This is a genomic window from Pedobacter cryoconitis (assembly GCF_014200595.1).
Classification (GTDB): domain Bacteria; phylum Bacteroidota; class Bacteroidia; order Sphingobacteriales; family Sphingobacteriaceae; genus Pedobacter; species Pedobacter cryoconitis_C.
Genome location: NZ_JACHCG010000002.1, coordinates 171077 through 195493, shown reverse-complemented (window position 1 = coordinate 195493; position 24417 = coordinate 171077). Strand labels below are relative to the sequence as shown.

Annotated in this window: 14 protein-coding genes; 5 read left to right on the top strand and 9 right to left on the bottom strand. The window is 41.0% G+C overall.

What is annotated here, in order from left to right; all coding sequences use genetic code 11:
- Positions 1-10: 10 nt before the first annotated feature.
- The 5 genes from HDE70_RS14780 to HDE70_RS14760 form a co-directional block, all read right to left on the bottom strand.
- Complete coding sequence (locus tag HDE70_RS14780; RefSeq protein WP_183869407.1) at positions 11-772, bottom strand: alpha/beta fold hydrolase; 762 nt, start codon at positions 770-772, stop codon at positions 11-13.
- Positions 754-1062: an acyl carrier protein gene (locus HDE70_RS14775; RefSeq protein ID WP_183869408.1), complete on the bottom strand. Its 309-nt coding sequence runs from the start codon at positions 1060-1062 to the stop codon at positions 754-756. Before HDE70_RS14775 ends, HDE70_RS14780 begins: the two co-directional genes overlap by 19 nt.
- On the bottom strand, positions 1050-5354 hold the full coding sequence (locus HDE70_RS14770) for a type I polyketide synthase (RefSeq protein WP_183891101.1): 4305 nt from the start codon (positions 5352-5354) through the stop codon (positions 1050-1052). The genes HDE70_RS14775 and HDE70_RS14770 overlap by 13 nt, the downstream gene beginning before the upstream one ends.
- Before the next feature lie 26 nt (positions 5355-5380).
- On the bottom strand, positions 5381-12415 hold the full coding sequence (locus HDE70_RS14765) for a type I polyketide synthase (protein WP_260160819.1): 7035 nt from the start codon (positions 12413-12415) through the stop codon (positions 5381-5383).
- Between the two features lie 625 nt (positions 12416-13040).
- Positions 13041-13286 (bottom strand): hypothetical protein, encoded by a 246-nt coding sequence (locus HDE70_RS14760; RefSeq protein ID WP_183869410.1) that lies wholly within the window; start codon positions 13284-13286, stop codon positions 13041-13043.
- A 115-nt stretch (positions 13287-13401) separates the two neighbouring features.
- Between HDE70_RS14760 and HDE70_RS14755 the strand changes: the two genes are divergently transcribed.
- Positions 13402-14406, top strand: coding sequence for a hypothetical protein (locus HDE70_RS14755; RefSeq protein WP_183891100.1), 1005 nt, complete (start codon positions 13402-13404; stop codon positions 14404-14406).
- A gap of 60 nt (positions 14407-14466) precedes the next feature.
- Here HDE70_RS14755 and HDE70_RS14750 read toward each other — a convergent pair whose 3' ends face one another.
- The 4 genes from HDE70_RS14750 to HDE70_RS14735 all read right to left on the bottom strand — a co-directional run bounded on the left by HDE70_RS14750 (position 14467) and on the right by HDE70_RS14735 (position 17929).
- On the bottom strand, positions 14467-14946 hold the full coding sequence (locus HDE70_RS14750; protein ID WP_183891099.1) for a peroxiredoxin family protein: 480 nt from the start codon (positions 14944-14946) through the stop codon (positions 14467-14469).
- A 108-nt stretch (positions 14947-15054) separates the two neighbouring features.
- On the bottom strand, positions 15055-16035 hold the full coding sequence (locus HDE70_RS14745; protein WP_183891098.1) for a hypothetical protein: 981 nt from the start codon (positions 16033-16035) through the stop codon (positions 15055-15057).
- A 362-nt stretch (positions 16036-16397) separates the two neighbouring features.
- Complete coding sequence (locus HDE70_RS14740; RefSeq protein ID WP_183891097.1) at positions 16398-17768, bottom strand: class I SAM-dependent methyltransferase; 1371 nt, start codon at positions 17766-17768, stop codon at positions 16398-16400.
- Positions 17768-17929, bottom strand: a complete 162-nt coding sequence (locus HDE70_RS14735; RefSeq protein WP_183891096.1) for a hypothetical protein — start codon at positions 17927-17929, stop codon at positions 17768-17770. The genes HDE70_RS14740 and HDE70_RS14735 overlap by 1 nt, the downstream gene beginning before the upstream one ends.
- Positions 17930-18205: 276 nt before the next feature.
- On the opposite strand from HDE70_RS14735, the gene HDE70_RS14730 reads away from it, so the two are divergent.
- From HDE70_RS14730 to HDE70_RS14715, 4 genes are all read left to right on the top strand, one after another.
- The gene (locus HDE70_RS14730) at positions 18206-18646 is read left to right on the top strand and encodes a hypothetical protein (protein ID WP_183891095.1); all 441 of its coding nucleotides are present in this window, start codon (positions 18206-18208) and stop codon (positions 18644-18646) included.
- 83 nt (positions 18647-18729) lie between these two features.
- The gene (locus HDE70_RS14725; protein WP_183891094.1) at positions 18730-20100 is read left to right on the top strand and encodes a TolC family protein; all 1371 of its coding nucleotides are present in this window, start codon (positions 18730-18732) and stop codon (positions 20098-20100) included.
- A gap of 8 nt (positions 20101-20108) precedes the next feature.
- Positions 20109-23297, top strand: coding sequence for an efflux RND transporter permease subunit (locus tag HDE70_RS14720; protein ID WP_183891093.1), 3189 nt, complete (start codon positions 20109-20111; stop codon positions 23295-23297).
- 13 nt (positions 23298-23310) lie between these two features.
- The gene (locus tag HDE70_RS14715) at positions 23311-24393 is read left to right on the top strand and encodes an efflux RND transporter periplasmic adaptor subunit (RefSeq protein ID WP_183891092.1); all 1083 of its coding nucleotides are present in this window, start codon (positions 23311-23313) and stop codon (positions 24391-24393) included.
- Positions 24394-24417: the final 24 nt, after the last annotated feature.

Below are 24417 nucleotides of genomic sequence, written 5' to 3'. Positions count from 1 at the left end.
TAAGGTTGAATTAGTTTATAAAAAACCCGGCTACAATATTTGCAACCATTTCTGGTTTTTGAATCGGGATATTATGATCACCGTCAAGCGGGATCAGGTCGGATCTGCTGATCAGTTTATTCAGTTGTTTTCCTGCCTGCAAACAATTAGAGGCTGATCCATAGAGTAAAAGCGTATCCTTTTCCAGTGCATTCATTTCTGGCGTACTGAAAAATCCGCTTTCCAGAATCATATCATCCTTGATACTGGTCTGGTAAAACAGATATTCATACATCCGGTGGTTACGTTCCATTTGTCTTTTCCCCATTTTCACCTTCGTGGTATCTGTAAAATTCTCTACGTAGTGCTCCAGGAATTCTCTGCTGTAATCATCAATAATACCGCGGGTTTTTTCATCATTCGGATCGGGCGCCTCAATGATCACCAGTTTGCCTAATTTTTCAGGGAAACGCATTGCCATTTTTAAAGCAATGAGACCTCCGAAACTATAACCTGCCAGATGCACTTTTTTCAGTTTCAATACGTCCATCAGCGCGCAGAGATCATCAGTCATACTGTTCAGGTCATAACCTTCCAGCACACGCTCACTCATTCCATGGCTTTTCAGATCGTACATCACCACATGGAAATGTTCGGCCAGTACCGGGGCGATATTAAAATAATAAACAGAAAGATTGCTGAACATCCCATGAATTAAAAGAACAGTTTCAGCCGCCCCTTTATTCAATTCCTGGATGTGCACTTCTCTTTGATTTACCTGGATGACTGGCATTCGTGTATATAATTAATGATCATTTCCAGGTTCAGGTTAATTAGCTGATCCAGATCCATTGCGGATAACCATCCCGTAAAATCGATCTGTTCACCAAAGTGTGTTTTTATCTTTTCAGAGAAGGATACAATTTCTATACTGTCCATTTCCAGATCTTTGGTAAAAGAACTCTGTGGTGTAATGTCCATTTCTTCCACAAATTCTTCTCCGATAACTTCTGTAATGAATTGCTTCATCAAGTCAAAGATTTCGTTGTTATTTAGTTGCCTGTTCGTTGCTATTGCGTCCATCCGATTATATAGTTATGGTGTTTAATGGTTTTTATAATTGTGTCTTTGATCCGTAATTCTTCGCCTGTAATCTCTTCTACGACGTAGGCTTTCGGATTGCCTTGCAGGCCTTTGCCCAGGTACTTGCCATAGGCTTCTTTGGCTGTCCAGAAACGGGTTGCCCATTCTGCTTTGTCCCGCCCTTTGAGTAAAGCCATTTCTGTTTCGGTAAATGCAAGCTCAAAAAATCCTGCACTGCGTTCTTCTATACTTTCAATATCAATACCTACTGGTCTGTTCAGGCAGGCAACCCCCACGGCATCAGTTCCTTTATGTGCTAAAGAAACATGAATACCAGCAGTTTGACCACCGTGAGGGTAAGGCCTTTGCAGCTCGTCCGATTTAATTTCAAAGGTGATCGGATAACAGGCATGTTGTTTTTCTTTGTTAAGCAGATTTCTCACTGCATCTTTTACGGCCACCCGGCTGATCATCCATGTTTTCCTTTTGTTAGGCAACAGGGAGTTATGATACTTTTTCTCGTCCTGATTGAAATAACGTTTCAGAATGAAATCCCAGGAAACTACTCTTGAATAAGCATTGTGAAACATAAAAATACCCGGTGCAATCTCTTTGGATAAACGGTTATGCAGGGGTGACATAGACACGCTCCATAAAGCATCATCTATTTCCAGTCTCCTGTTTTGCCAGCCTGAGATTATTGCCCAGACCTGGTGATCACGTTTAATGATAAAATTACCTGTTGCAAATTCTTCGTTTATATCAGTCAGTACACAGGTACATTCAAATTCACCTTGCTGATCGTGCATATTCCCAAAAAACTCTATTTCCTGTATTTTCACAGGGAAAGCAATCCGGTCTTTAGTCAGGATCAGTTGCAGCCATAAGCCAAAGAGCTGGCCTGCATTATCCAGCAGTGAACCTTTTCCGGCACCACTTTCAATTATACCGGTGATCCCTTTTTCACCTACTGCTTTTAAGTATTTGATGCCCTGGTAACCAGGCCCGTGAAACATATGATTTTCATAGATTTGTTCAGCAGTTCGCTGAATGTCCAGGATTTTACCAATATCAAAAGACTGAGATGCAGGTATCCCCAGTTTTTCTGCCAGTACAACTTCTGCATTCGCAAAACGTTCTAAGTTGAGGTATACCTTTTGCTGATCTTTCCATTCACCAGTAATCGTTTCGCGGAAAGGCTTGACCACATTCATCCATTGAAAAACTTTGATGTTCAATATTTTATGAACCTGTTCTCCAGGAGATTTCGCTGCTGCAATTTCTCCAAACAATTCAAATATCATGGTCATCGGAATAACCGGGTCCATATCAGCTACACAATGCCAGTCTTTAGGTTGTCTGAGTAAAGCATGGTCTTTCAGGTAAGGGCAATTCTCCAGTGTGATGTCCAGTTGTTCAGCAAAAGGTACTCTTGTTAAAGGTGTGGCTGCTACCTGAGGTGCCTGTGGCGTAAACACTTCAGGTACAGCTACTGCGGGAGCTGCTGTCCTGTTCAGATAACTTGCAGGTTGCAAGATCCTGTCTTTGAACAGCTGCTGTATTTCTGCCTGGATATTTGCCATTTCCAGTACGTTTTCATTGAAGGCTTTCATCACCGGATCAGCTACATCTTCTAATAATCCTTTGGCATAGACCGCAGGATTTGGCGCGCTGTAAACTGAAGATTGCCCTGCCAGCCCTTTCAGGCTGTTCAGCCCGGTAATCATGGGTAAACCCAATTCTAATTTGATCCCTTTGCCTTTTACAGCAGGGCCGGATTTAATTTGTCCGAGAAAGTTCAATCCTGTTTCTTTGCCTTCTACAAACAGAGCTGCGATTACGCGTTGCAGTTGAGTGATTCCTGATCTGACAGGCACGTTGGAAGAGATGGTACTGAAGTTTTTTCCTTTCAGGGTATCATCGATAAAACCAACTAATCCACCCGATCCGATCTGTATAAATACTCTTGCACCCTGTTCATAGAGTTTTTCTGTCAATTCCCGGAAACGCACCGGTTTAATCAGGTGTTCTGCACTCAATTGACGGATGGCTTCAAAGCCTTCCGGATAAAGTTCCAGCGTAGTAGCCGACCACAATGGTGTGGTTGTTTTACGGAATTGCATATCTTTCATCCCTTCCAGGATCACCTCCAGCTTATCTGCGATAAACGGAGAATGGAAACCAGACTGAAACGGTAAGATCTGATGAAAAATCTGTTTTGCTTTTAATATAGGGGCTAGTTCTTCTAAAGCATTTTTACTGCCGCACAAAATAACCTGCTGCGGGCAATTGTCGTTAGAAAGATAGACGTCATTGATATTAGCGATGATGGGTAAAAGTTGTTCTATTCCACAACCTACAGCGATAAACCTCGAATCTTTTAACTCAAAAGTTTCCGGGTTCAGAACTTTCAGCAATTGGGAAACAGAGCTTTCTTCAGCCAGTTCTGATGATCTTGCTGCCAGCCATTCCCCTAAGCTGTGCCCGGCATTCATATCGGGCTGTACGCCTAATTGTTTGAGGGCGATGTCCAGCACACTACTTTTATTCAATGTTTTTAAGGCATCACTCAGTAAGCCTTCTGCTTTAGTATGCTGCGCTTCTGCGATATTAAAATAATCGGTTACGCTTGCTACTTCACCACCTGCCAGACCATCCAGACCAGGAAATACAAAGGCGATTTTACCGCCGTTGCTGATTAACGGTTCGTTGGTATACCAGATATCTTGTTTATTACGCCATGGATTATTTTTTGCAGCAATCTTAATTGCCTTTTTAATTCTTTCGGGAGTTGGATCGAATAGTGCAATCCGGTAATTTCCAATGCCAGCGTTAAAATCGTTGTTTTCTAAAGCATGGATCAATTCTTCGTGTGTGGCACGTGCCAGCAATAAGACTTCGTCTTTTTTAGGCGCATTAAATCCTTCCAATACCACATGGGCGTTAATCCCTCCAAAACCAAAGGCATTGACACCGGCAATTTTAGGCAATCCGGATTTCTCCCAGCTTAAAGGCTCCTGAACCGCTGAGAATTGTGTTTGTGCGAGTTGTGCTAAAGGATTTTCACAGTGCAGTGTTGGTGGCAGAATATCATGGTATAAGGCTAAACAGGTTTTGATCAGCCCGGCAATTCCTGCTGCGGGCATGGCATGGCCGATATTAGATTTCACAGTTCCAATCCCTGCTTTCGGTAAGTCAGCATTATGGCCGAAAAACTGTGTGAGCGTTTCCAGTTCTGTTTTATCACCTAAAGGTGTACCTGTACCGTGTGCTTCGATATAACCGATGTCTTTGGCTGCTAATCCTGAATTTTCCCAGGCTTGCGTGATTGCCCTGAGCTGACCTTTCACAGAAGGGCTCATCACACTGGTACCGCTCCCGTCACTGCTTACCCCTACTCCTTTAAGTACAGCGTAAATCCGGTCTTTTTCCTGAACGGCATCTTCTAACCGTTTTAAAACTACAAAACCGCAGCCTTCACCGATAATTAAACCGTCGGCACTGGTATCAAAAGGTTTGATTTTTTCTTGTTTGGAGAGTGCGCCCAAATTGGAAAAGATACTCCAGAAAGCTGCATTCTGCCCTACATGTACCCCGCCTGCAATCACCATATTACAGCGTCCGCTATTCAATTCCTGAATCGCATGGTCTATGGCAATCAGGGAGCTTGCGCATGCCGCGTCCAGGGTGAAGGCGACACCTCCCAGATTTAAACGGTTAGCAACGAGTGAGGCTACCAGGTTTGGAATTAATCCCATAGCTGTATCCGGGCCGAAACGGCCTTTACGTGCCTGGAATTCATGTTTTACTTTTTCTATGTCTTCAGTTCCCAGTTGTGGCAGTAAATCTTTCAGTACCGCAGCAATCTGTTCACCAGTTCTTACAATTTCAATAGCCCTTGTTGCACCGGGGCCTGCATAATTCCCTTTTCCAATGATAATACCGGTCTTTTCTAAAGAGGTGTTTTTTTCAAATACACCTGCATCTTCCAAAGCACGGTAAACCAAATCCAGTGTCAGTAAATGATCCGGCTCTGTACCATTCACGGCTACAGGAAGAATACCAAAGCGTTGTGGGTCAAAGTTGTATTCAGGTATAAATCCCCCTCTATTGCAATAAAAACGGTCTACACCGGTTGAATCTTTATCGAAGTGCACCGGATCAATACGATCCGGCGGCACAACTTGAGTAGAATCAACCTTATTCATAATATTTTTCCAGAAGGTATCCAGATCTCCCGCTCCCGGGAAAATACAGGACATTCCAATCACAGCTACATCCGTTTTCTTCATCAGGTATATTGTTTAAAACAGATCAGCTACCAGTTATTTCCAGCCATAATCAGTACCTGGCTTTCTTTTCCATATTTGAGTTCATTTAAGAACGTCTCCATACCGTCTTGCAATGGGATGAGCGCGATACCTCTTCTTTCGTATTCTTTTTCCAGTGTCGGAGAAACCATACCGGCCCCTTTCCATGGCCCCCAGTTGATAGCCAGGACCTTCCCATTAATTTTTTGCTTCAAGGCCCAGGCATATTTATCCATTACACTGTTTGCTGCTGCGTAATCTGTTTGTCCGCGGTTCCCATAAACAGAAGCGATACTTGAAAAGAGAATGACAAACTGAGTTTCAGCTTTCAGCTTTTCTGCAAGCACTCTTAAAGGGGTAACTTTGGTATCAAATACGCGTTCAAAAGATTCTGAGGTTTTACTGTGGAACAGTTTATCTTCTAACAGCCCTGCTCCATGTACTACGCCATCAATGCGGCCATATTCTTTGTACACACTGTCAACGAAGCGGCTCAGGCCTTCTTCATCACGCAGATCCATAGACTCATAAACTACTTTAGAGCCTCCGCTTTCGAGCATGGCGATGCTATGCAGGATTTGATTGTTTTTATAAATCCGGGCTGTTTCCTGCTCTATTTCAGCTGGTTTTTTAAGTTCGCCCTGCTGAACCAGGAAACTCCTGATTTCATCTTTTGTTTTTAAGGATGCGGCTACGCCCTGAACGGCTGATTTCGGGTCCGCTGAACGGCCAACCAGGATATAGTTACAAGGGAAGTCTTTGGCAAAGTGGATCATCAGCTCAGCTGTAATTCCCTGGGCACCGCCCAGTACCAATACAACTGCATCTTTATCCAGCTGGATATGAGAATCTTCAAGCCCGGTAATTAATTCTGCGGGAATCAGTTCCATGATCTGTCTTTTTTGATCGTGGTAAATAATTTCCGATGGTTTATCAGGGTTTAAGATTTCGTTCAAGGTGATGTTAGCGATAGCTTCACCCGACATTTTCGTTTCCAGGCTTACAATTCTGCACTTGGTATTTTCATACTCTCTGTCCAGACTTTTGAAGAATCCTGAATAACCCTGGTAAAGTCTCAGCATTTCTACATCAGCGCTGTCATTCAGATGACTTCTGATATCAGAAATCATATAAATCCATTTCACTGTTTCAAAATTCAGCTGTTTGATCATTGCAAAATGATCTATGATGCTTGATTTCTTTGCTGTGGTAAACATATTCAGGATAATCAGTCCCTGGTAGTTTTCCAAATCATCGCCTGCCGATATAACATCTACCAGAGCACCGCTTTTCTTGAACAGATTTTTGATCTTGACAGCCTGTCCGTTACCGTCATCAGTGATGGCAAAACGTTGTCCTTTAAGGATAGCCGCTTCAATATCAGATACTGCTGCCGGGGTCAGTTCAAAACGTAATCTCGATAATTTTTCCAGACTCGAATTGTCTACCAGGGTTTCTTCTATGATTTTTTTCGCTTCGGTGAGTACTTCATTGGTTTCTGATTCAATTTCCGAGATCCAGTTCACCAGTCCATTCAGTGTTTTAATGGCTGCCAGTTTCTCCATGATATCATCGCCCTGCTCCTGTCCCTGGCTAAAGCCAATTTTCAGTTTCAGTTCACCAATGATCTCCATTCTTTTGATCGAGTCAATACTTAAATCGGCTTCCAGGTCAAGATCCATTCCAAGCATTTCTTCAGGATAACCTGTTTTCTCGCTCACTACAGAAAGGATCGCTGCTCTGAGCTCTTCTGCTGAAAATTTAGGTTGATTTCCTTTGACTGTGACTTCTATATTGATAGTTGCAGATACATTAGTACTGGCTGGTGCTGCATTTTCAGTAATCCAGTTAACCAACCCGTTTAAGGTCTTAATACCGGCTAACTGCTCCATTACCGTATCTTCACTCTGAGTTCCGCTAAAGCCTCCTAATTCGGTACGCAGCGCACCTATAATTTCCAGACGTTTAATAGAGTCAATACTCAGATCTGCTTCCAGATCCATTTCCATACCCAGCATTTCTTGCGGATAGCCTGTTTTATCACTTACAATCTGTAATAAGGCAAGTTTAACATCCTTTTGTTCTATCTGCTGAACTGCTACTGGTTGTGGTAAAACTGCTTGCGGCGCTGCTTCGTAAGCGGCTGCCTGCGGTACTGGTTGTGCGAAAACAGGCTGCGGTAAAGCTACAGGATTAGATAATCCCTGGTTAAAAGAAACATTCTGCCCTAAAAAGGTAAGCATCACATCCCGCTGTGCCTGAATTAATAATTTCATACTGTTCAGATATTCCTGCATCATCAAATCACTGGCAGAGTGAGCGTTTTGTGAGGATTCTGATCTTAATTCTCTGTTTTTCATTTGGATAGGTTGTATGATAGGTAACGCCCCGTTAGCTGGTAATTTCCCGTTTGACGGAATTGCGTGCTGGCCGTTAACGAACCAGACTGTAGGGCTTTTTTTATACAATGCCGGTTCATTGAGATTTAATAATCTCGCGCCGCGGCCTTCAAATAATTTTTCGATGTGGATGGTACGTCCGGTAGAGAGGTAACTGGCCAGCATACCTAAAAGATGGGTCAGCTTGTTCAAACCTTTATCTTCTGCATGCAGCAGCATTTCGTCTTTACCTAAACAAGCCCTGGTCAGTCCTGACAATACTTTACCCGGGCCCACTTCGATGAAGATCCTTGCTCCGGCAGCATACATTTCCTGTACCTGATCTACAAATTTTACGGGTTTGATCAGATGATCTGTCAATCTTTCTTTAATCTGTGCGGCTTGCTCAGGATATTCTCTGGCCGTAGTATTAGACCATACTGGTAAATTCAGATCATTGAACTGAACGCCTGCTAATACCTGCTGATAAAGCTCTTTTGATTTGGCAACCAGCGGGCTATGGAATGCACAGGCAACTTCTAATGCTCTGAAAGATATTTTAGCTGCTTTAAGGGTTTCCATCAGCTGCTGAATTGCAGGTGTGGTTCCTGCCAGCACACATTGCAGCGGTGAGTTATAATTCACTGCATAGATATCAGTTAAGCCTGAAATGATTTTTTGCAGCTCTTCCTGTTTGGCGTTGACCGCAATCATTGCCCCTGTATCTTCACCTTCCACGGCATCCAGAATAGATTTTGCTCTTGCCGAACTTAATTGTACCAATTGATCTTCAGCAAATGCACCAGCAAAACATAATGCTGGCAATTCTCCGTAACTATGTCCGGCAACCATATCGGGTACAATCCCCAATTCTCTCAGGAAGCTGGCGATAGCCAGGTTGACAATTCCCAATACAGGCTGGGCCATACGGGTATCTTTGATGGCTTCTTTTTGTCCTTTGAGCAAGGCTGTATCAAATACTGCATTTGGAAACAGTACTTTTTCGTATTCTGGTAAGTCTTTTAATAAACCGCGCATTGCCGGGAAGATGACAAAAAGATCTCTTGCCATATTAATACGCTGACTACCTTGTCCGGGGAACATAAAGGCCACTTTACCGTCTCTTTTTTTAGTGGCATAAGTGTCTTTACTTTCAATACCGGAAAGGGTAAGTTCGACCTTCATATTCAGGTCTTCCTGACGGTCTGCAACAATACACAGCTGGATGGGTTTACTATCGGCCATAGCCAGACTGTAGGCAATATCTTTTAAATCAACCTGTGCGTTGCTGTCTAACAATGTTTTGACTGCTGTTAATTTAATTTTTGCTTCTTCATAAGTGTCACCTCTGAAAACAAAAAGCTCTGATGGCCATGTTTTCAAGGTCGGTACCGAAGTATTTACGGGATTTTTATTCTCAATTACGGCATGAAAATTAGTTCCTCCAAAGCCAAATGCACTCACACCTGCATAACGTTTTTCTTCCGTCCACAATCCTGCTTCGGTATGAAAAGCAAAAGGACTGGTTTTTGCATTGTAATAGCTATTCGGGTTTTTCAGATTGATGGTTGGCGGTTTGATTCCATGATAAACGGACAGGGATGCTTTAATCAAACCTGCAAGACCAGCGGCACATTTAGTGTGTCCGATCTGAGTTTTCACAGAACCAAGGTGCGCTTGTCCGGCTATTGCACCAGATTGAATAAATTTATCTGTCAATGCACTTAATTCTGTGCGGTCACCCACTACAGTTCCTGTTCCATGAGCTTCTACCAGCCCAACTACCGAAGGGGTAATTCCTGCCTGATCGTAAGCACGTTCCAGCGCTTGTACCTGCCCGTTTTTACGCGGTGCAGTCAGGCCTAAACTTTTACCGTCACTTGAACCGCCAACACCTTTGATGACTGAATAAATCCGGTCTCCGTCTCTCAGCGCATCTTCGTGTCTTTTTAAAACCACCATGGCTATCCCTTCACCCAATGCAATTCCATCTGCTTCTGCATCAAAAGTAGCGCACCTGCCTTTACGGGATAATGCGTGCGTGCTTGAAAACATCAGGTAATCATTGATCCCATTGTGTAAATCGGCTCCGCCTGCCAGTACCATATCAGATTTGCCTAAAAATAATTCCTGACAAGCCAGGTCAACTGCTGCCAGAGAGGATGCGCAGGCTGCGTCTACGGTAAAGTTACGTCCGCCTAAGTTTAGCCTGTTGGCTACTCTTCCTGAAATTACGTTAGCCAGGATACCGGGAAAGGAATCTTCTGTCATTTTAGGCAAAGCCTGATCAATCTCGGCCGGCATATCTCCGAATACCTGTTTATAGAAACATCTGAATCCGTAGCTGTTTGCCAGATCATTACCACCTTCGGCACCAATAATTACAGATACATTTTCCTGGTCATACCCGCCATCCAGATAACCTGCGTTTTCCATGGCTTGTTTAGCAACCATCAGGGTTAACAACTGGGTAGGCTCTATTGCTGCGAGTGATTGTGGCGGAATACCAAATTCAACCGGATCGAAATCTATTTTAGGGATAAAGCCACCCCATTTAGAGTGTGACATATCACCTGCTGTAGATTCCGGATCATAATATAATTCTTTGTTCCAGCGTTCGTCCGGAACTTCAGTTACACTGTCTTTCCCTAAAATAATATTGCTCCAGTACTCTTCCAGATCTTTTGCTCCAGGGAAGATACATGCCATCCCTACGATCGCAACATCCAGAGATTTACCTGTTTTTTCCGGAGCAGCAGCAAGTACTGCATTCAGCACATGCTGATAGTTACCTTCTGCTACATCCTGATGCAGTTCCAGTAAGGAAACTACTTTATTTTGCAACGCGGCAATCTGGCCGATCATATACATACCCAGGGTAAGCTGCTCGGCTTCATTGATCGTAACCAGCTCGTCTCCTCTGCGTTCTATTCCTTTGGCTGCAATTCTTAAACGCCCTACATTCAGCGTTTCCAGTTTTGCCCATATTTCTTTTTTATCAATCCCTGATTGCTGAAGTTTGATCTTCTCTTCACTAAAGAAATCAGAAAATGGAGATTTAAGACATCTTGTTTCATGTCCAGGAGCGGTTTCCAGTAATATGGTATCACTGGCTTGTACAGCCTGCTGCTGAAATTTCTCCTGAATGGCTCCGGTACTTACGGCTTCTTTGGTATACAAATAAGCTGTTCCCATCAATACACCGACTTTTACACCTCTTGCAGCAAGCGGGGCTGCCATAATAGAGATGAATGCGGTGGAGAAGGCATCGTGAATACCTCCGGCAAAAAATACGCTGATTTGTTCCGGATTATCTTCTTTCAGTAAACGTTCAATTTGTTTTTCCCAAAGTACCATACTGGATAGCGGGCCAACGTGGCCTCCGCATTCGCGGCCTTCAAAAACAAATCTCCGGGCGCCTTCTTTCAGGAACATCTCTAACAGTGATGCTGACGGCACGTGAAGAAATGTTTTGATTCCTGCTTTTTCCAGTGGTTTGGCTTGTGATGGGCGCCCTCCGGCAATCAGCACTACTGGTGGCTTTTCTTCCAGAATATATTGCATTTGCTCATCACGCAGTTCTTGCGGGGCAAAACCAAGAATACCTACTCCCCAGGTCTTTTTACCTGCAAGCCTTTTGGTTTCTTTGATGAGGTTCTTTGCGGTTTCTCCTTTGAGTAAGGATAAAGCTATAAATGATAAAGCACCGGCACCAGATACGGCATCTGCAAATTGTGCAACGTCGCTTACCCTGGTCATCGGGCCTTGTGCGATCGGGTAAGTCAGGTTCAGTTCTTTGGCCAACGGATTCTCCGGGCTAATTACATTCAGTGATTTCGCCTGGTTTAAATGGCCGTAAATAGCTTCTCTGATACCAAATACGAGTTTGCTTAATTTTTTATACCTGCTAAAAAGATCTGGAGAAAGCGCAATATCCTGTCCTAAGGGAAGGTAGCTTTTCTCCAGATTGAAGTCAGTAAAATAGGTAGTCAATTCTTTTGGACTGATATCCTGCTGGATAACAGGTGAGTTTGGACGGGATAATACCCGGTAATCACCAAATAGCCTGGTTTCTGTACCGCTTAATTTAGCACAGATATCTTTGATGGCTTTAGGTGCACTGCATTCTGGAAATAAAACCAGTTGACTGTCCAGTATAATCCCGGCAGCTCCCTGGGCAATTAAAGCAGCAGCGGTATGTATACCAACGCCGCCCTGTACCCAAACAGGAATGTCTTTAATTTCTTGTATTATGCGTTGAAACAGGACAAAGGACGATTCATGTCCAACTCTTCCTGCTCCTTCATTTCCTTTCACAATAATCCCATCGGCAGCCGCAGCTTTAGCTTGTCTTGCCGAGCTGAGGTCATAAACCTGGCGAATAAGCTTCACTCCTGCTTTACGCTGAAATTCTACGCCATCAGGAATAATAATCAGGCTTACCTGTACAGGGAGTTCGATAGTTGTCAAATCAGAAGACGGAATACATACTCCAAAATCTGTCACACCATTTTGCACTAATTTATTCAATGCCTGAATTGCTTCAGGTAATTGATAACCAAGATTTAATACAGGAAATATTCCTGATTGATTTAAAGCGATTGCAAGTTCGGTATCTGGCTTCTCAAATGGGGTTATTCCGATTATCTTAAGATTTTCCATCATATTAGTAGGTAGATAAATATTAAACTTTATAGATATTATTCTGTCAAAAACTTCGATTACAAATTGGTTCAGCATGTCAAAGAATCCGTCCCGCCCGTCGCCCTAATAGTGACAATTAAGCTAATAAATTAGCTAAATCGAAAAAACTATAATCAAGGTGAGTCTTAATTCTTTCAATAGAACAAATTTACGACTCTGATTATTGGTTTCTGCCTCAGAAAGAGGAATGAACAAAAAGAATAAAACAGGTATTATTTATTCACAATATAATAACATGAAAGAAATAAAAACAGGGAACCCGGTAAAACAAAATGAAATGAAATAAAGCAGATAGCCGGTGATTAAAGTGGCAGGAAAGATTTTGCGTGCGGTTTCAGGAAGAATACCCAAATTTCATCTAAGCTTAGAAATTAAACTTAAATCGTTAATAATGAGATAGTTTTAAACAAAAATAGCTACCATAGGGCTATGGAAGCTATTTTTTTATGTTCAATATAATTTAAGCAACAGGGAATGCAACCCACAGCTGGGTAAAGAAACCCGTATTTTAAGATGATTTCATCTTTTATTTTGAGTTAATTCTGGCTTCTTCAGAATAATGAACAAGCTTTCGGAGCATAAGGTCTTAAACTGAAGGCTCCCATCTCACTACGTCTCCCCACATGTCGTAAATATCACCTTTTGAGATTTTTATATATTCAGCTTTTGCATTATAAATGCCTTCTTGCCAGGTTTCATATTCCTCATCAATGACAGTTTGAAATAGCACCTGCTGGCCGTGTTGTGGCAGCGTGGTTTTGTCAAGTTTAACTTCCATCCTGTAAACATATAAACTTGTGCTGACATTCCCTACAGGTTTAAGCCTGTTCAAACATTCTGAAAATTATCTTGTTGTCTGTCAGCATCTAAAGAAATGAGGTATTTAAGTTTATCTCATCCCCTGATTTGTAAATATTTATTTATCTACCTATTTAAAAACAAACATTATGATTAAATCAGTTCACACGTTAACTGAAAAATCCCCTATGGGGTTTATCAGTCGTTTATCCTGGAGCGCAGTATTTGCCGGCGTATTTATTGCAATCGCCATTCAATTATTATTAAGCTTACTGGGCTTAAGTATTGGCTTTGGAAGTATTAATCCTGTAGAAGATGCCAAACCATTCAGTGGTTTAGGCACAGGTGCATTGATCTGGTGGATCGTCACGATGCTGATCTCTTTATTTGCCGGGGGCTGGGTAGCTGGCTGGTTCTCTAACCAGGTACAAAAGACAGATCTTATTTTACATGGCCTGATTACCTGGTGCCTGCTCACTTTCTTAAATATTTACTTAGTGACTTCTTCGGTCAGCAAGATTGTTGGTGGAGCAGGTTCTGTAATCACTAAAGGATTATCTATGGCTGGCGAAGGAATTAAGAGCGTTGCGCCAGAAGCTGGTGATGCGATTAAGGATCAGCTGAATATAGATGGTGGTTCTATAGAGAAAATGAAAAAGGAAGCAGAATTGCTGCTCAAACAGACAGGTAAAAAAGATTTACAACCTGAGCAGCTAAAAAATAAGGCAAAGCAGGCAACTGGTCAGGCAGAAAACACTGGTAAATCAGTATTAGAGAATCCACAACTGGCCCAGCAGAAGTTAGATTCACTGGTTTCTAAGCTATTTAGTACTGGTGATGCTACATTTGAGGCGGCAGATCGTGATGCGCTGGTTAATATAGTGATGAACAGAACAGGAAAGTCTAAAGTGGAGTCTGAACAAATTGTTGACAATTGGATAAGTACTATCAAAACAACAAAAGAGAAGGTGAAACAAGCGAAGGACCAGGCTATAGAAAAAGCAAAAGAGGTGGGTGATGATGTAGCATCAGGCCTTTCTAAATTTGCTATTTTCTCTTTCTTCGGTTTATTATTGGGCGCGGTAAGTGCCAGTTTAGGTGCGGGTGCTGCTGCGCGTAAACGCGAAGCTGTTATTGTACATACGGTTGACTAAAAAGAACAGCCCTTTCTGTTTTCTGGCAGAAAGGGCTGTTACTATCATTGTTATATTTTACTAGGGATTAATCAGCTTAAAAAACTTAGGTACATCATTTTGATTGCTTGAAGTAAATGCGAGGCTTTTATCCGCATTATACAAATAAATGGCCGGGTATTGTTTTGGATGGAAAGCCATAATAAATACATGGTCACGATCCTGAACTACCTTCACATTTTTTTCCTGCAAAAATGGTTTTCCAAAATTAGTCATGAAGTAATCAATAGATCTGTATTCATCCTGTGAAATCATATAAACGTTTACATTTTTCAATTCCTTTGTTCTTTTACTCATTTGCGCCACTACTTTCTGACAGTGTTCACAGGTTGCATCAAAAAAGATAATCAGCGATTTTTTCCCGCCAGGAATATTGTAGGTAGAAAAGGGTGTATTATCTCTGTTGTAAAAGATCGCTGTGGGAATTTTTGAACCTATATCCTGCGCTGAAGCAGAAAGAGAGAAAAAGATAACAGTCAGACAAGTTATTAATAATTTCATATGATGATTTGATTTTATACTTGCCACAAATATCGGTTTCCCGCGCTTGCTTTATGTCAGCTCATTTACAGTTTTTAGAAACATAACCGTTATAAATGACTACTCCTATTAATGAAGATGAAATGGAATCTGCTGCATATACTCAATTTTACCCAGTTCTTTTTTGTCCATACCGGGATAATAGATTGCACCAAATGTTTGCTTTCTTCTAGGGTCGTTATCAGGTATAAGCATCCTCGCTCCATGGTCTCCGGAAATAATAATAGTCTTATTTTTCCAGTTTGGGATCTCATTTAACATTTTCAGCAATACATTATTTCCATAAGAAAGGTACTCCGTGTATTGCTTGATTATTAGTGAAGCTGGAGATGTACTAACATTAAGAACAGGGAATTTGTTCATATTCCCATTAGCATCTCTATAAAATGGTTCATGAGGTATCATTAAATGTGTCCAGATAAAAACTGGTTTATTTCGTTTTTCATTAACTTTCTGTTTAAAAACTCTGATAACTTTTTGATTATAAATATCAATAACATTTTTTTCTTCAGTTAAATTATCCAACAATGAAGCAAAAACAGATCCAGATATAATTTGATCAAAGTAATTATCTGAAAAAATTCTCAGATAAGAAAATTTAGGGTATCCTCCAATGTTTAAAAAATCAAGATTAACAAAATCATAACCAATTCTATGTAAATGATTTATCCAAATATTTTCATCTAAATAATGAGTAGCGTAACTATAATTTGCAATTGGAATAGTATCATTAAGATTGAACAAAGAACTAATTGAATAAACAGTTGTGCTACTTTGAGATTTTAGTTTATCAAAAACAAAAAACCCTTTCATTTCTAATGAATCAACAAGAAAATCATGATATTTAAATTGACTTTTTAAGCTAGCCGGATCAGTATATTCATCAAGCAATATCCATATTACATCATTGTTATTTTTGATATCTAAAGAAGGAAGCCTTCTATTATTTAAAGCAATATTATGATTTCTTTCCCAGTAAACAAGTTTGACTCCAGATGTAATAGTTAATACGGTAAGTATAAAAACAAATACATTAATTATAGAGTTCAATATCAGAATCTTTTGCCTATCCACTTTCCTACATATTAAATATATAACCAGACATATACTTATAATGACCAGGAATAAATATCTGAAACGAACAAATGCCGGATCTATATATTCGTTTAAATAATTAATAATCTGTTCTGAAAACAGAAATAATATCCAGGTGAATATTAGCCAGCACGAACCAAATTTATAAAATCCTGCTTTTTTCTGAATAAGTATTATACCACAGTTAATTAGGCAATAACCCACAAAAAAGCAAATAAAGAGTAACAGATCAAATGATGGAAAATATTGAGAACTCTTATAAATAAGAAAAAAAAGACCGAAACTATAAATGTATAATGGCCTGCTCAGCCAGTCGTTTATCGTTTTTCCCATAAAAACAATTTTCTTAACGATTTTTCAAATGGATGACAGGCAACTAATCTAAAATGATGTTCAAATGAATTGATAAAATCTTCTTCCGTATAATATTCGAAAATATCTCCTTTATGCTGCAATAACAACCTGGATTTAGGATCTTCTTTTGGAACGAATTCAACAATTGCATACCGTGTTGTCATTTCAGAGAAAAGCCGGGCAACAAAAGGAATCGGCAAGTTTCTGCTCAGACATAAATGATGAATTAAAGCAAGAGCCATCACCATTTCTCCTTTTAAACGTTTTAAAAGAGGTGATTTCTCCTCGTTATGCCAGCCTAATCCTGGGGATGGATCAGCAAGATCAGCCAAAATTGAAGTGATATTATTATCTTTTATCTGTGTATTACTTTTATAAATCTCATCTACACAGTAAGCATCACTTTCTACTGCATAAACAGATTTCGAAAACTGCGAAGCTAAGCGGGAGAACTTGCCTGTATTCGCGCCCAAATCAATAGTCACATCAGGCCTTATTTCCGACAGCCATTTGGTAATCACCTCTGTTTTAGCTGTAATATATCTTTCACTTTCAATATCATTCTCATAATAATGATCCCATATACTATTTTTAAGCAAGGGTTGTTTTTTGGTCAAAACGTTTTTGGCAATGTTGCTAAAAAGAACTTTCAGTTTCTCCTTATTCAATCCCTGCCGTGCAGCTTCGCTTTTACCTTTTTTATCATTACTAAATCGGGAGTGCAAATGAATATGTATCAAACAGAAGGGATCAAAACGAGTCCTGAAAGGCAAATGGCTGCTGACAAAAGGAAGAGGCAACCCGGTAATACTTCCTCTATATAACTTTGACCACAAGGGATCTTTATAGTGCATCAATAAAAATGGAGAAAGAGATTCTTCGCAAAATTGCCGGTAGGCTATCCATGGATCTCCATCTTTATAGAAACTGAAAGATAGTGTATCAATTAATACACATTTATCATTGTGAAAGGTGAAGTTATAGGGAGAAGCATCTTTTAAAATCATCCCATGTGCTAACGAAAGCTGATTAATCCTGGTATAAGCTAATAACATTTGCTGCCATTGTGCATAAGACCACTCAAATGGATAGGATATAAAAGCTAACTGCTGTGGAAATATTTTCTTATAATAACCTGGAAATTTATCATCTAATAAGACCTCGGCATGTGGTATCATCAGCTCCTGATCTACCAGATTCTGATAAAGTCCCGATTCACTCAGGTGATCAAATTCCAATGCATAATCAGGAGCAATATATCTATAATATCCATCTTCTAGTTTAACGACAAAACCAGCAGGGTCTTTGTAAGAAATCGCTTGTAATAAACTCATTATTCTTCACTTCCTTTCCTTGATCTGATGCTTCTGATAAAGTGCATAACGAATATTTTCAATTTGCTTCCAAAAACAGATAGTGTAAGGATAGCTGATAAAATAGCTTGAAAGAACAGGCTGCCTGTCCCTGGATCAATGTATAGTAAGTAATTGGTCATAAGGTTGTTATTTTATTTATATCGTGTGAGACTTTATTTTTTTATAAAGGTTTAATGTGTATAAAAAAGTTACAAATGCTCTTTTTTTCAACTGAAAACTACCCATTAATTGACGCAATCAGATTGTTCAATTTATTCATTACTGAAAAAGAAAAAATTTATTGGTATTATATATTCTAAAATCGTTTTTGCTGACAATGAATTTTAAGGTCAATTTGTTGTGACGTTCACAATGATGTTACCACCCCTAAAAAAAAATCAGTACTTTAGACCGGAATGTATCAGCAAATAAAATATTTAACAGGTAAATTAATGGTTAAAGGGATCAGATCTTTAGCAGTTTTCCTGTTGTTATTGATTTGTTTACTTTCTTCCTGCACAGTAAGAAAAGGCATTCAGTCTTTTTTCTCTGACACAGTTTCTCAGCGTGCAGGATCTAATAAATTAATGAAGAATTTATTGGTCAGACCAGTTCAGTTGGTTGTTGAAAAAGTGGATTGTTTTGCTGGACATATGAACTCATCTGCTGATGAACTGAACGTTAAGCCTGGTATTTTTAAAAGCAGTATACTGGTGCTGTTTGCATTTATTCTGCCTGGCTTTATTCTTTCCCTCCTGATTTCTTTAAAAGAACGTACTGAGCTGCCGGAACCTGAATCTCAGCTGCGCTGGTCTGTAATCCCGCTGTTTCTGCAAAACAGCTTGTTGCTGATATAGAATTACACATTTGTAATTTTTACCGCTCCGCCTGTAATCAGACGGATACACGGTTTTCTGATATCCTCAACTAATTTTCAAATATGATGAAGTACAATCTTTATCTGATTGGCATGTTTTCTATGCTGATTAGTGTAAGCACCTACGCACAACAACCAGCAGGGCTTTCTTTAACCTATGCGTGGGAAATAGCGTATCAAAACTATTCCGGCCTTCTCGCAAAAAATGCACTGCTGGAAGAATCTCAATATGCCCAAAAGGAGATTCAAAGCCGGTCTTTACCACAAATGCAATTACAGCTGCAAAACTCTTACGGGACATTTGCAGGTAGTAATGGTGCCTTTTTCCCCGTTCCTGGTGTATTTAATGTAAACGGGACAAAGTCTGGTCAGGAAAATACAGCCGCAGCAAATACATTCGGATCAGTTTTAGCAGACTGGAAGTTTTTCGAATTCGGGAAACAACGCAAAACAATAAAGGCCGCTGGTTATAAAGTTCAGGAGGCTAAAAGTGGTTATGATGCAGCAAAGCTGGCCTTACAAGCAAAAGTAACCTCCCTTTATGTAGGAATACTTTATGCAAATTCAAATCTTGAATGGGCAGATCAGCAGGTAAAAAGAGTAAAAGAAATTCTTGACCTGTCGGTAAGCCTTGCCGATGCCGGTTTAAAGCCTGGTGCAGATACTGCACTGGCTGCATCCTCGTATTTACTGGCAAAAGCCACAAAGGATGAATGGACTGGTAAATACAATGCAGGAAAAATCAACTTTTCAGAGGTGGTACCGCTGGCAGAAATTCAATTGCCGCAGCAATCTTTTATGCGTTACCAAACGTTACAGGTTTCTTCAGATTCAATTTCACCAGACCATCCGTATTTACAAATACTGGATAAACAGGTGAGGTATAATGAAATCCAGAATGAGCTTTCTTCCAGAAAAATGCTGCCTTCTTTCTCTCTTTCAGGTGGTTTATCAGCTCGTGGAAGTGGCATATCGGCAAATGGAGCTGTTAACCGGGATTTATCAGCAGGCTATACTAATACCGCACGTAATTACCTGGTGGGTATAGGGTTGACCTGGAACCTCAGTGATATCTATACTGGTTCATTTGCAAAGAAAAGAACAGCTCAGGCAGTTCAGGCTTCAAAGTTCAGTTATGACTTGCAAAAATTGCAGATGAATACTGCTTTACAAGCGGTTGGCAGCAGAGTTAATCAGCAGTTGAAACAGGTAGCCAATACACGGCTTGCTTTAGCAAAGGCACAGCAGGCCTATAATTTATACCTGTCCAGGTATGAAAGTGGCCTGATTAATTTAACAGAGCTGCTGCAAATTCAATCTTTATTACAACAGGTGGAAAAAAATGCCATTGAAGTTCAGCAGGAGTTTTGGAACCTGCTGATTAAAAGAGCCGAACTCTCGGGTGATTTTAGTGAGCTGTCCAGTCAATTTTAATTATACAAATGAATATGATCCGTTTTGCATTAAAAAAGCCATTAACTGTTATGGTCGCTGTATTGGCCATCGCTTATTTCTCTTTCACCGCAATCAAAAACATCAATGTAGACATCTTTCCCAGGGTCGAATTACCGGTCATTTATATTGCTATGCCTTATGGTGGTCTTAGTCCGGCTTATATGGATGGTTTTATGGCCAATGAATTTCAGAAAGTATTGATTTTTGTGAGTGGTGTGAAGGGTATAGATTTTAAAAGTATACAAGGGTTTACCTTGATGAAGATCACTTTTTATCCGGGAACTGATATGGCACAGGCGTCGGGGGAAGTCTCCGCCCAGGTTTCCAGGGCAATGGGCTTTCTGCCACCGGGCGCTGTCCCTCCACAGGTGGTGAGGTTTGATGGCAGCTCGCTCCCTATTGGTCAGTTAGTTTTTGAAAGTACTGAAAAGTCTATTACTGAGCTTCAGACGCTGGCACTGACAAAAATAAGACCCATGTTTGTCACTATTCCCGGGGTAACTGCCCCTGCTCCTTTTGGGGGAAATGTAAGAACTATGGTTGTTAAAGTCAATCCTGAGCTGATGCAATCTTACGGATTGTCTGCTGAGGAGGTGACTACGGCAATTGCTAAAAATAACTTTCCTTCACCGGCAGGAAATATCAGAATTGGGGATCAGAACCTGATGAGCCCGGTAAATTCCATTGCAAAAGGGCCGGAGGAATTCCTGAACATCCCGGTCAGAGTTGGTTCCGGAACAAATATTTATGTGAAAGATATTGCCGTTGTAGAGGATGCCGCTGATATAACTACCGGTTATGGGCTGATTAACGGAAAGCGGTCGGTGTACTTGCCGGTGATCAAAAAAGCAGATGCTTCTACTCTTAAAGTGGTAGAAAACTTAAAAGCATCTATTCCAATGTTAAAGGCTGCTTTACCAGAAGATGTGGATATTAAGTATGTGTTCGATCAGTCTGGTTATATAGAGAAGTCCTTAGAAAATCTTGTGCATGAGGGGGTGCTTGGCGCACTGCTGACCGGATTGATGGTCTTCTTGTTTTTAGGGGATTCCAGAGGTGCATTAATTGTGGTACTTACCATTCCGATCGCCATCCTTTCTGCGGTAATTATGCTCTATTTGTTCGGACAGACTATTAATGTGATGACTTTAAGTGGCCTGGCTTTAGCGATAGGAATACTGGTTGATGAAGCGACGGTAACCATTGAGAATATACATCAGCATTTTGAAATGGAGAAGCCAAAACAAAGGGCTGTACTGGATGCTTTGCTGGAAATTTCTGTTCCGAAAATACTGATCTTATTTTGTATCCTGGCGGTACTTATCCCCTCTTTTTTAATGACAGGGATCCCAAAGGATATGTTTATGCCGCTTTCATTGGCGGTTGCTTTTGCGATGATTGCTTCTTTTATTGCCTCGCAAACATTCGTTCCCATCTTAGCCAACTGGCTGATGAAACCTGAACAATTCCAGCACCATAAAATCAGCCTGCATCAAAAGAAGTTAACGAGGTTTGAGAAATTTAAACGCAGGTACTTGTTATTGATCAGGTATGGTCAAAGCAAGATTGGACTAGTGATTGGTGGTTATACACTGATTGTATTACTGATGATTGGCGCAGGCGGGTTTTACATCGGGACTGATATTCTGCCTGTGAGCAACAGTGGTGATCTGCAATTGCGTATCCTGGCTCCTGAAGGCAGCAGGCTTGAAGTCACAGAAGGGTACCTGAAAAAAGTGACACAGCTGATCCATGAACAACTGCCTCCTGAAGCCATTAAAATAAGTTCTGCTTTTGTGGGTTTGCAACCTTCTGCAACCGCCATTAATCCCATTTTTCTGTTCACCAGTGGCTCTCATGAGGCTGTACTGCAATTGTCAGTTGATCAGCAGTTATTCAAAGGTTCAATTGCTGAATTAAAGGAAAAAATAAGAAAGGTTATTCAGCAGGAAATCCCTGTGCTGAAGATTGGTTTTGAACCGATGGAACTTGTGGAGAAAATAATGAGCCAGGGAGCCATGAACCAGGTACAGATTAAAGTGGCCGCAGGACAAATAAAGGGCGCAGAGAAATTTGCAAAAAAACTGGAACAGGGTTTACTGAAAGTCCCTTTTTTCAGGGATGTACGGATAGCAGAACCGGTTAACTACCCTGGTGTTGAAATCAATGTAAACCGGGCAATGGCCGCTCAGTTTGGTTTAACTATGGATGACGTCACCCGGACTTTGACAATCGCAACTTCTTCCTCACGGTTTACCAACAAGAATCTCTGGGCAGACCCCAAATCAGGATTGGTTTTCCAGGTACAGGTACAGATTCCGGAGGCGGATATGCATTCACTGGATAAACTTCGCTCCTTACCTTTAAAATCAGGTCAGCCAAGACCTGTATTAGAAGATGTAGCCGAAATCAGCCTGGTTAAACTTCCCGGTCAGGTGAATCGTCAGGGGCCAAACAGGTATGTGACTGTACTGGCAAATATTCACCAGAAAGATATGGGAGCAGCTTCAAAAGCAGCACATCAGGTGATTAAAGAGGCAGGTCCCCCACCCAGAGGTACGCTTGTTTCTACTGAAGGGCAGGTCGAACTGCTGGAAGAAACGCTTGCTGGTTTACAAACTGGTTTGTTGGTAGCAATCGTGGTTATCTTTTTAATGCTCACTGCTTATTATCAGTCATTTGCAGTTTCAGGATTAATATTATCTGTTGTGCCGGCAGTTATTGGCGGTAGTTTGATGCTCTTACTTTTATCAGGGAGCACCTTAAACCTTCAGTCTTATATGGGGATTATTATGTCTGTTGGGGTTTCCGTTTCAAATGCGGTTTTAATGATCAATCAGGCAGAAATTAACCGGTTAAAACGTAGTATGCAGGCTAAGCAGGCTATTTTTCTTGCTGCTTCTTCCCGGTTACGACCAATTACAATGACCACCATGGCCATGATTGCGGGAATGATTCCGATGGCTATTGGTATGGGGGAAGGTTCTGAACAGGTTGCTCCGCTGGGTCAGGCAGTTATTGGCGGTCTGATCTTGTCAACTTTGACTGCCTTGTTGATTTTACCACAGGTATATACCCTGATCATGAAAAATAAAACCAGAGAGAGCCTGACATTGGATCCTGATGATCCGGCAAATAAAAACTTATTGATTCACCCTGCTCCTACCCAGGCATAAACAGCTATTATATATGAAACTTAACAGTTATATCTTAAAAATTTCTATCCTATCTACTTTAATTTTTGCCGGTTGTTCTGCTGATCAGGTCAGGAAGAAACAACCACAAAATCAAAAGACCGGAGTGGTTCAGTTTATTCATCCAGTTTCTGATCAGCCTTCTTATGCTCTTTCTCTGCCCGGAGAGCTTAAACCTTATGAGGAAGTTATCATTTATCCAAAAGTGAAAGGGTTTGTCAAAAAGATATTTGTTGACAGAGGCAGCAAAGTGAAAAAGGGACAGCTGCTGGCCATTTTGGAAGCACCCGAGATCAGCCAGCATTATCTGTCAGCCCGGGCTGATGAGAATAAATTTCATGAAGATTATCTTTATAGTCTCCAGGCTTATGAGCGCTTAATGAAAGCGGCAACCAGAGCCGGAGCTGTTGCTGCAATAGAGCTGGATAAGGCAAGAAGCAAGTTCAGAAGCGATAGCGCTGCCTATGCAGCTGTAAAAGCAACCACAGGTGCTTCTGCACAATTACAGCAGTATTTACGGATTATAGCACCTTTTGATGGAACGGTCATCCATAAAAATATATCTGCGGGAGCTTTGGTTGGTGATCAGGTCCCTTTGTTTTCAATTGCACAGACGAGCCGCCTGAGACTAACTGTAGCTATACCAGAAAAGCATGTACAAGCTGTGGGTAAAGACACGAAAGTATCTTTTACGGTTAGTGATCATCCGGGGCAGCTCTTTTTTTCTGTCCTCTCCCGGAAAAGTGATTTATTACAACAGGAATCCCGCGCTGTCACCGCAGAATTTGATATATCCAATACGCAGCATGTTTTGAATGGTGGTGAGTATGCCCAGGTAAAGTTAACACTGCAAAGACCCCATGCTACTTTATGGGTGCCTGTAAGCAGCATTGTCGTTGCGCAATCGGGTATATTTATTGTGAAGATAGTGCAGGGTAAGAGTAAAAGGGTCAGCGTAACGGCTGGCACCCGTAAAGGAGAGCTTCAGGAGATTTTTGGCCCGGTCAGGGAAGACGATCAGATTTTAGTAAAGGGAACAGAAGAGCTGGCTGATGGAACTGAGGTCAGGTTGGAATAAAGTAATATATAGGGCTATCAATTA

Coding starts and splice junctions, on each gene's coding strand:
- HDE70_RS14780 (WP_183869407.1), bottom strand. CDS start 772: ATGCCAGTCATCCAGGTAAATCAAAGAGAAGTGCACATCCAGGAATTG.
- HDE70_RS14775 (WP_183869408.1), bottom strand. CDS start 1,062: ATGGACGCAATAGCAACGAACAGGCAACTAAATAACAACGAAATCTTT.
- HDE70_RS14770 (WP_183891101.1), bottom strand. CDS start 5,354: ATGAAGAAAACGGATGTAGCTGTGATTGGAATGTCCTGTATTTTCCCG.
- HDE70_RS14765 (WP_260160819.1), bottom strand. CDS start 12,415: ATGATGGAAAATCTTAAGATAATCGGAATAACCCCATTTGAGAAGCCA.
- HDE70_RS14755 (WP_183891100.1), top strand. CDS start 13,402: ATGATTAAATCAGTTCACACGTTAACTGAAAAATCCCCTATGGGGTTT.
- HDE70_RS14750 (WP_183891099.1), bottom strand. CDS start 14,946: ATGAAATTATTAATAACTTGTCTGACTGTTATCTTTTTCTCTCTTTCT.
- HDE70_RS14740 (WP_183891097.1), bottom strand. CDS start 17,768: ATGAGTTTATTACAAGCGATTTCTTACAAAGACCCTGCTGGTTTTGTC.
- HDE70_RS14735 (WP_183891096.1), bottom strand. CDS start 17,929: ATGACCAATTACTTACTATACATTGATCCAGGGACAGGCAGCCTGTTC.
- HDE70_RS14730 (WP_183891095.1), top strand. CDS start 18,206: ATGTATCAGCAAATAAAATATTTAACAGGTAAATTAATGGTTAAAGGG.
- HDE70_RS14725 (WP_183891094.1), top strand. CDS start 18,730: ATGATGAAGTACAATCTTTATCTGATTGGCATGTTTTCTATGCTGATT.
- HDE70_RS14720 (WP_183891093.1), top strand. CDS start 20,109: ATGAATATGATCCGTTTTGCATTAAAAAAGCCATTAACTGTTATGGTC.
- HDE70_RS14715 (WP_183891092.1), top strand. CDS start 23,311: ATGAAACTTAACAGTTATATCTTAAAAATTTCTATCCTATCTACTTTA.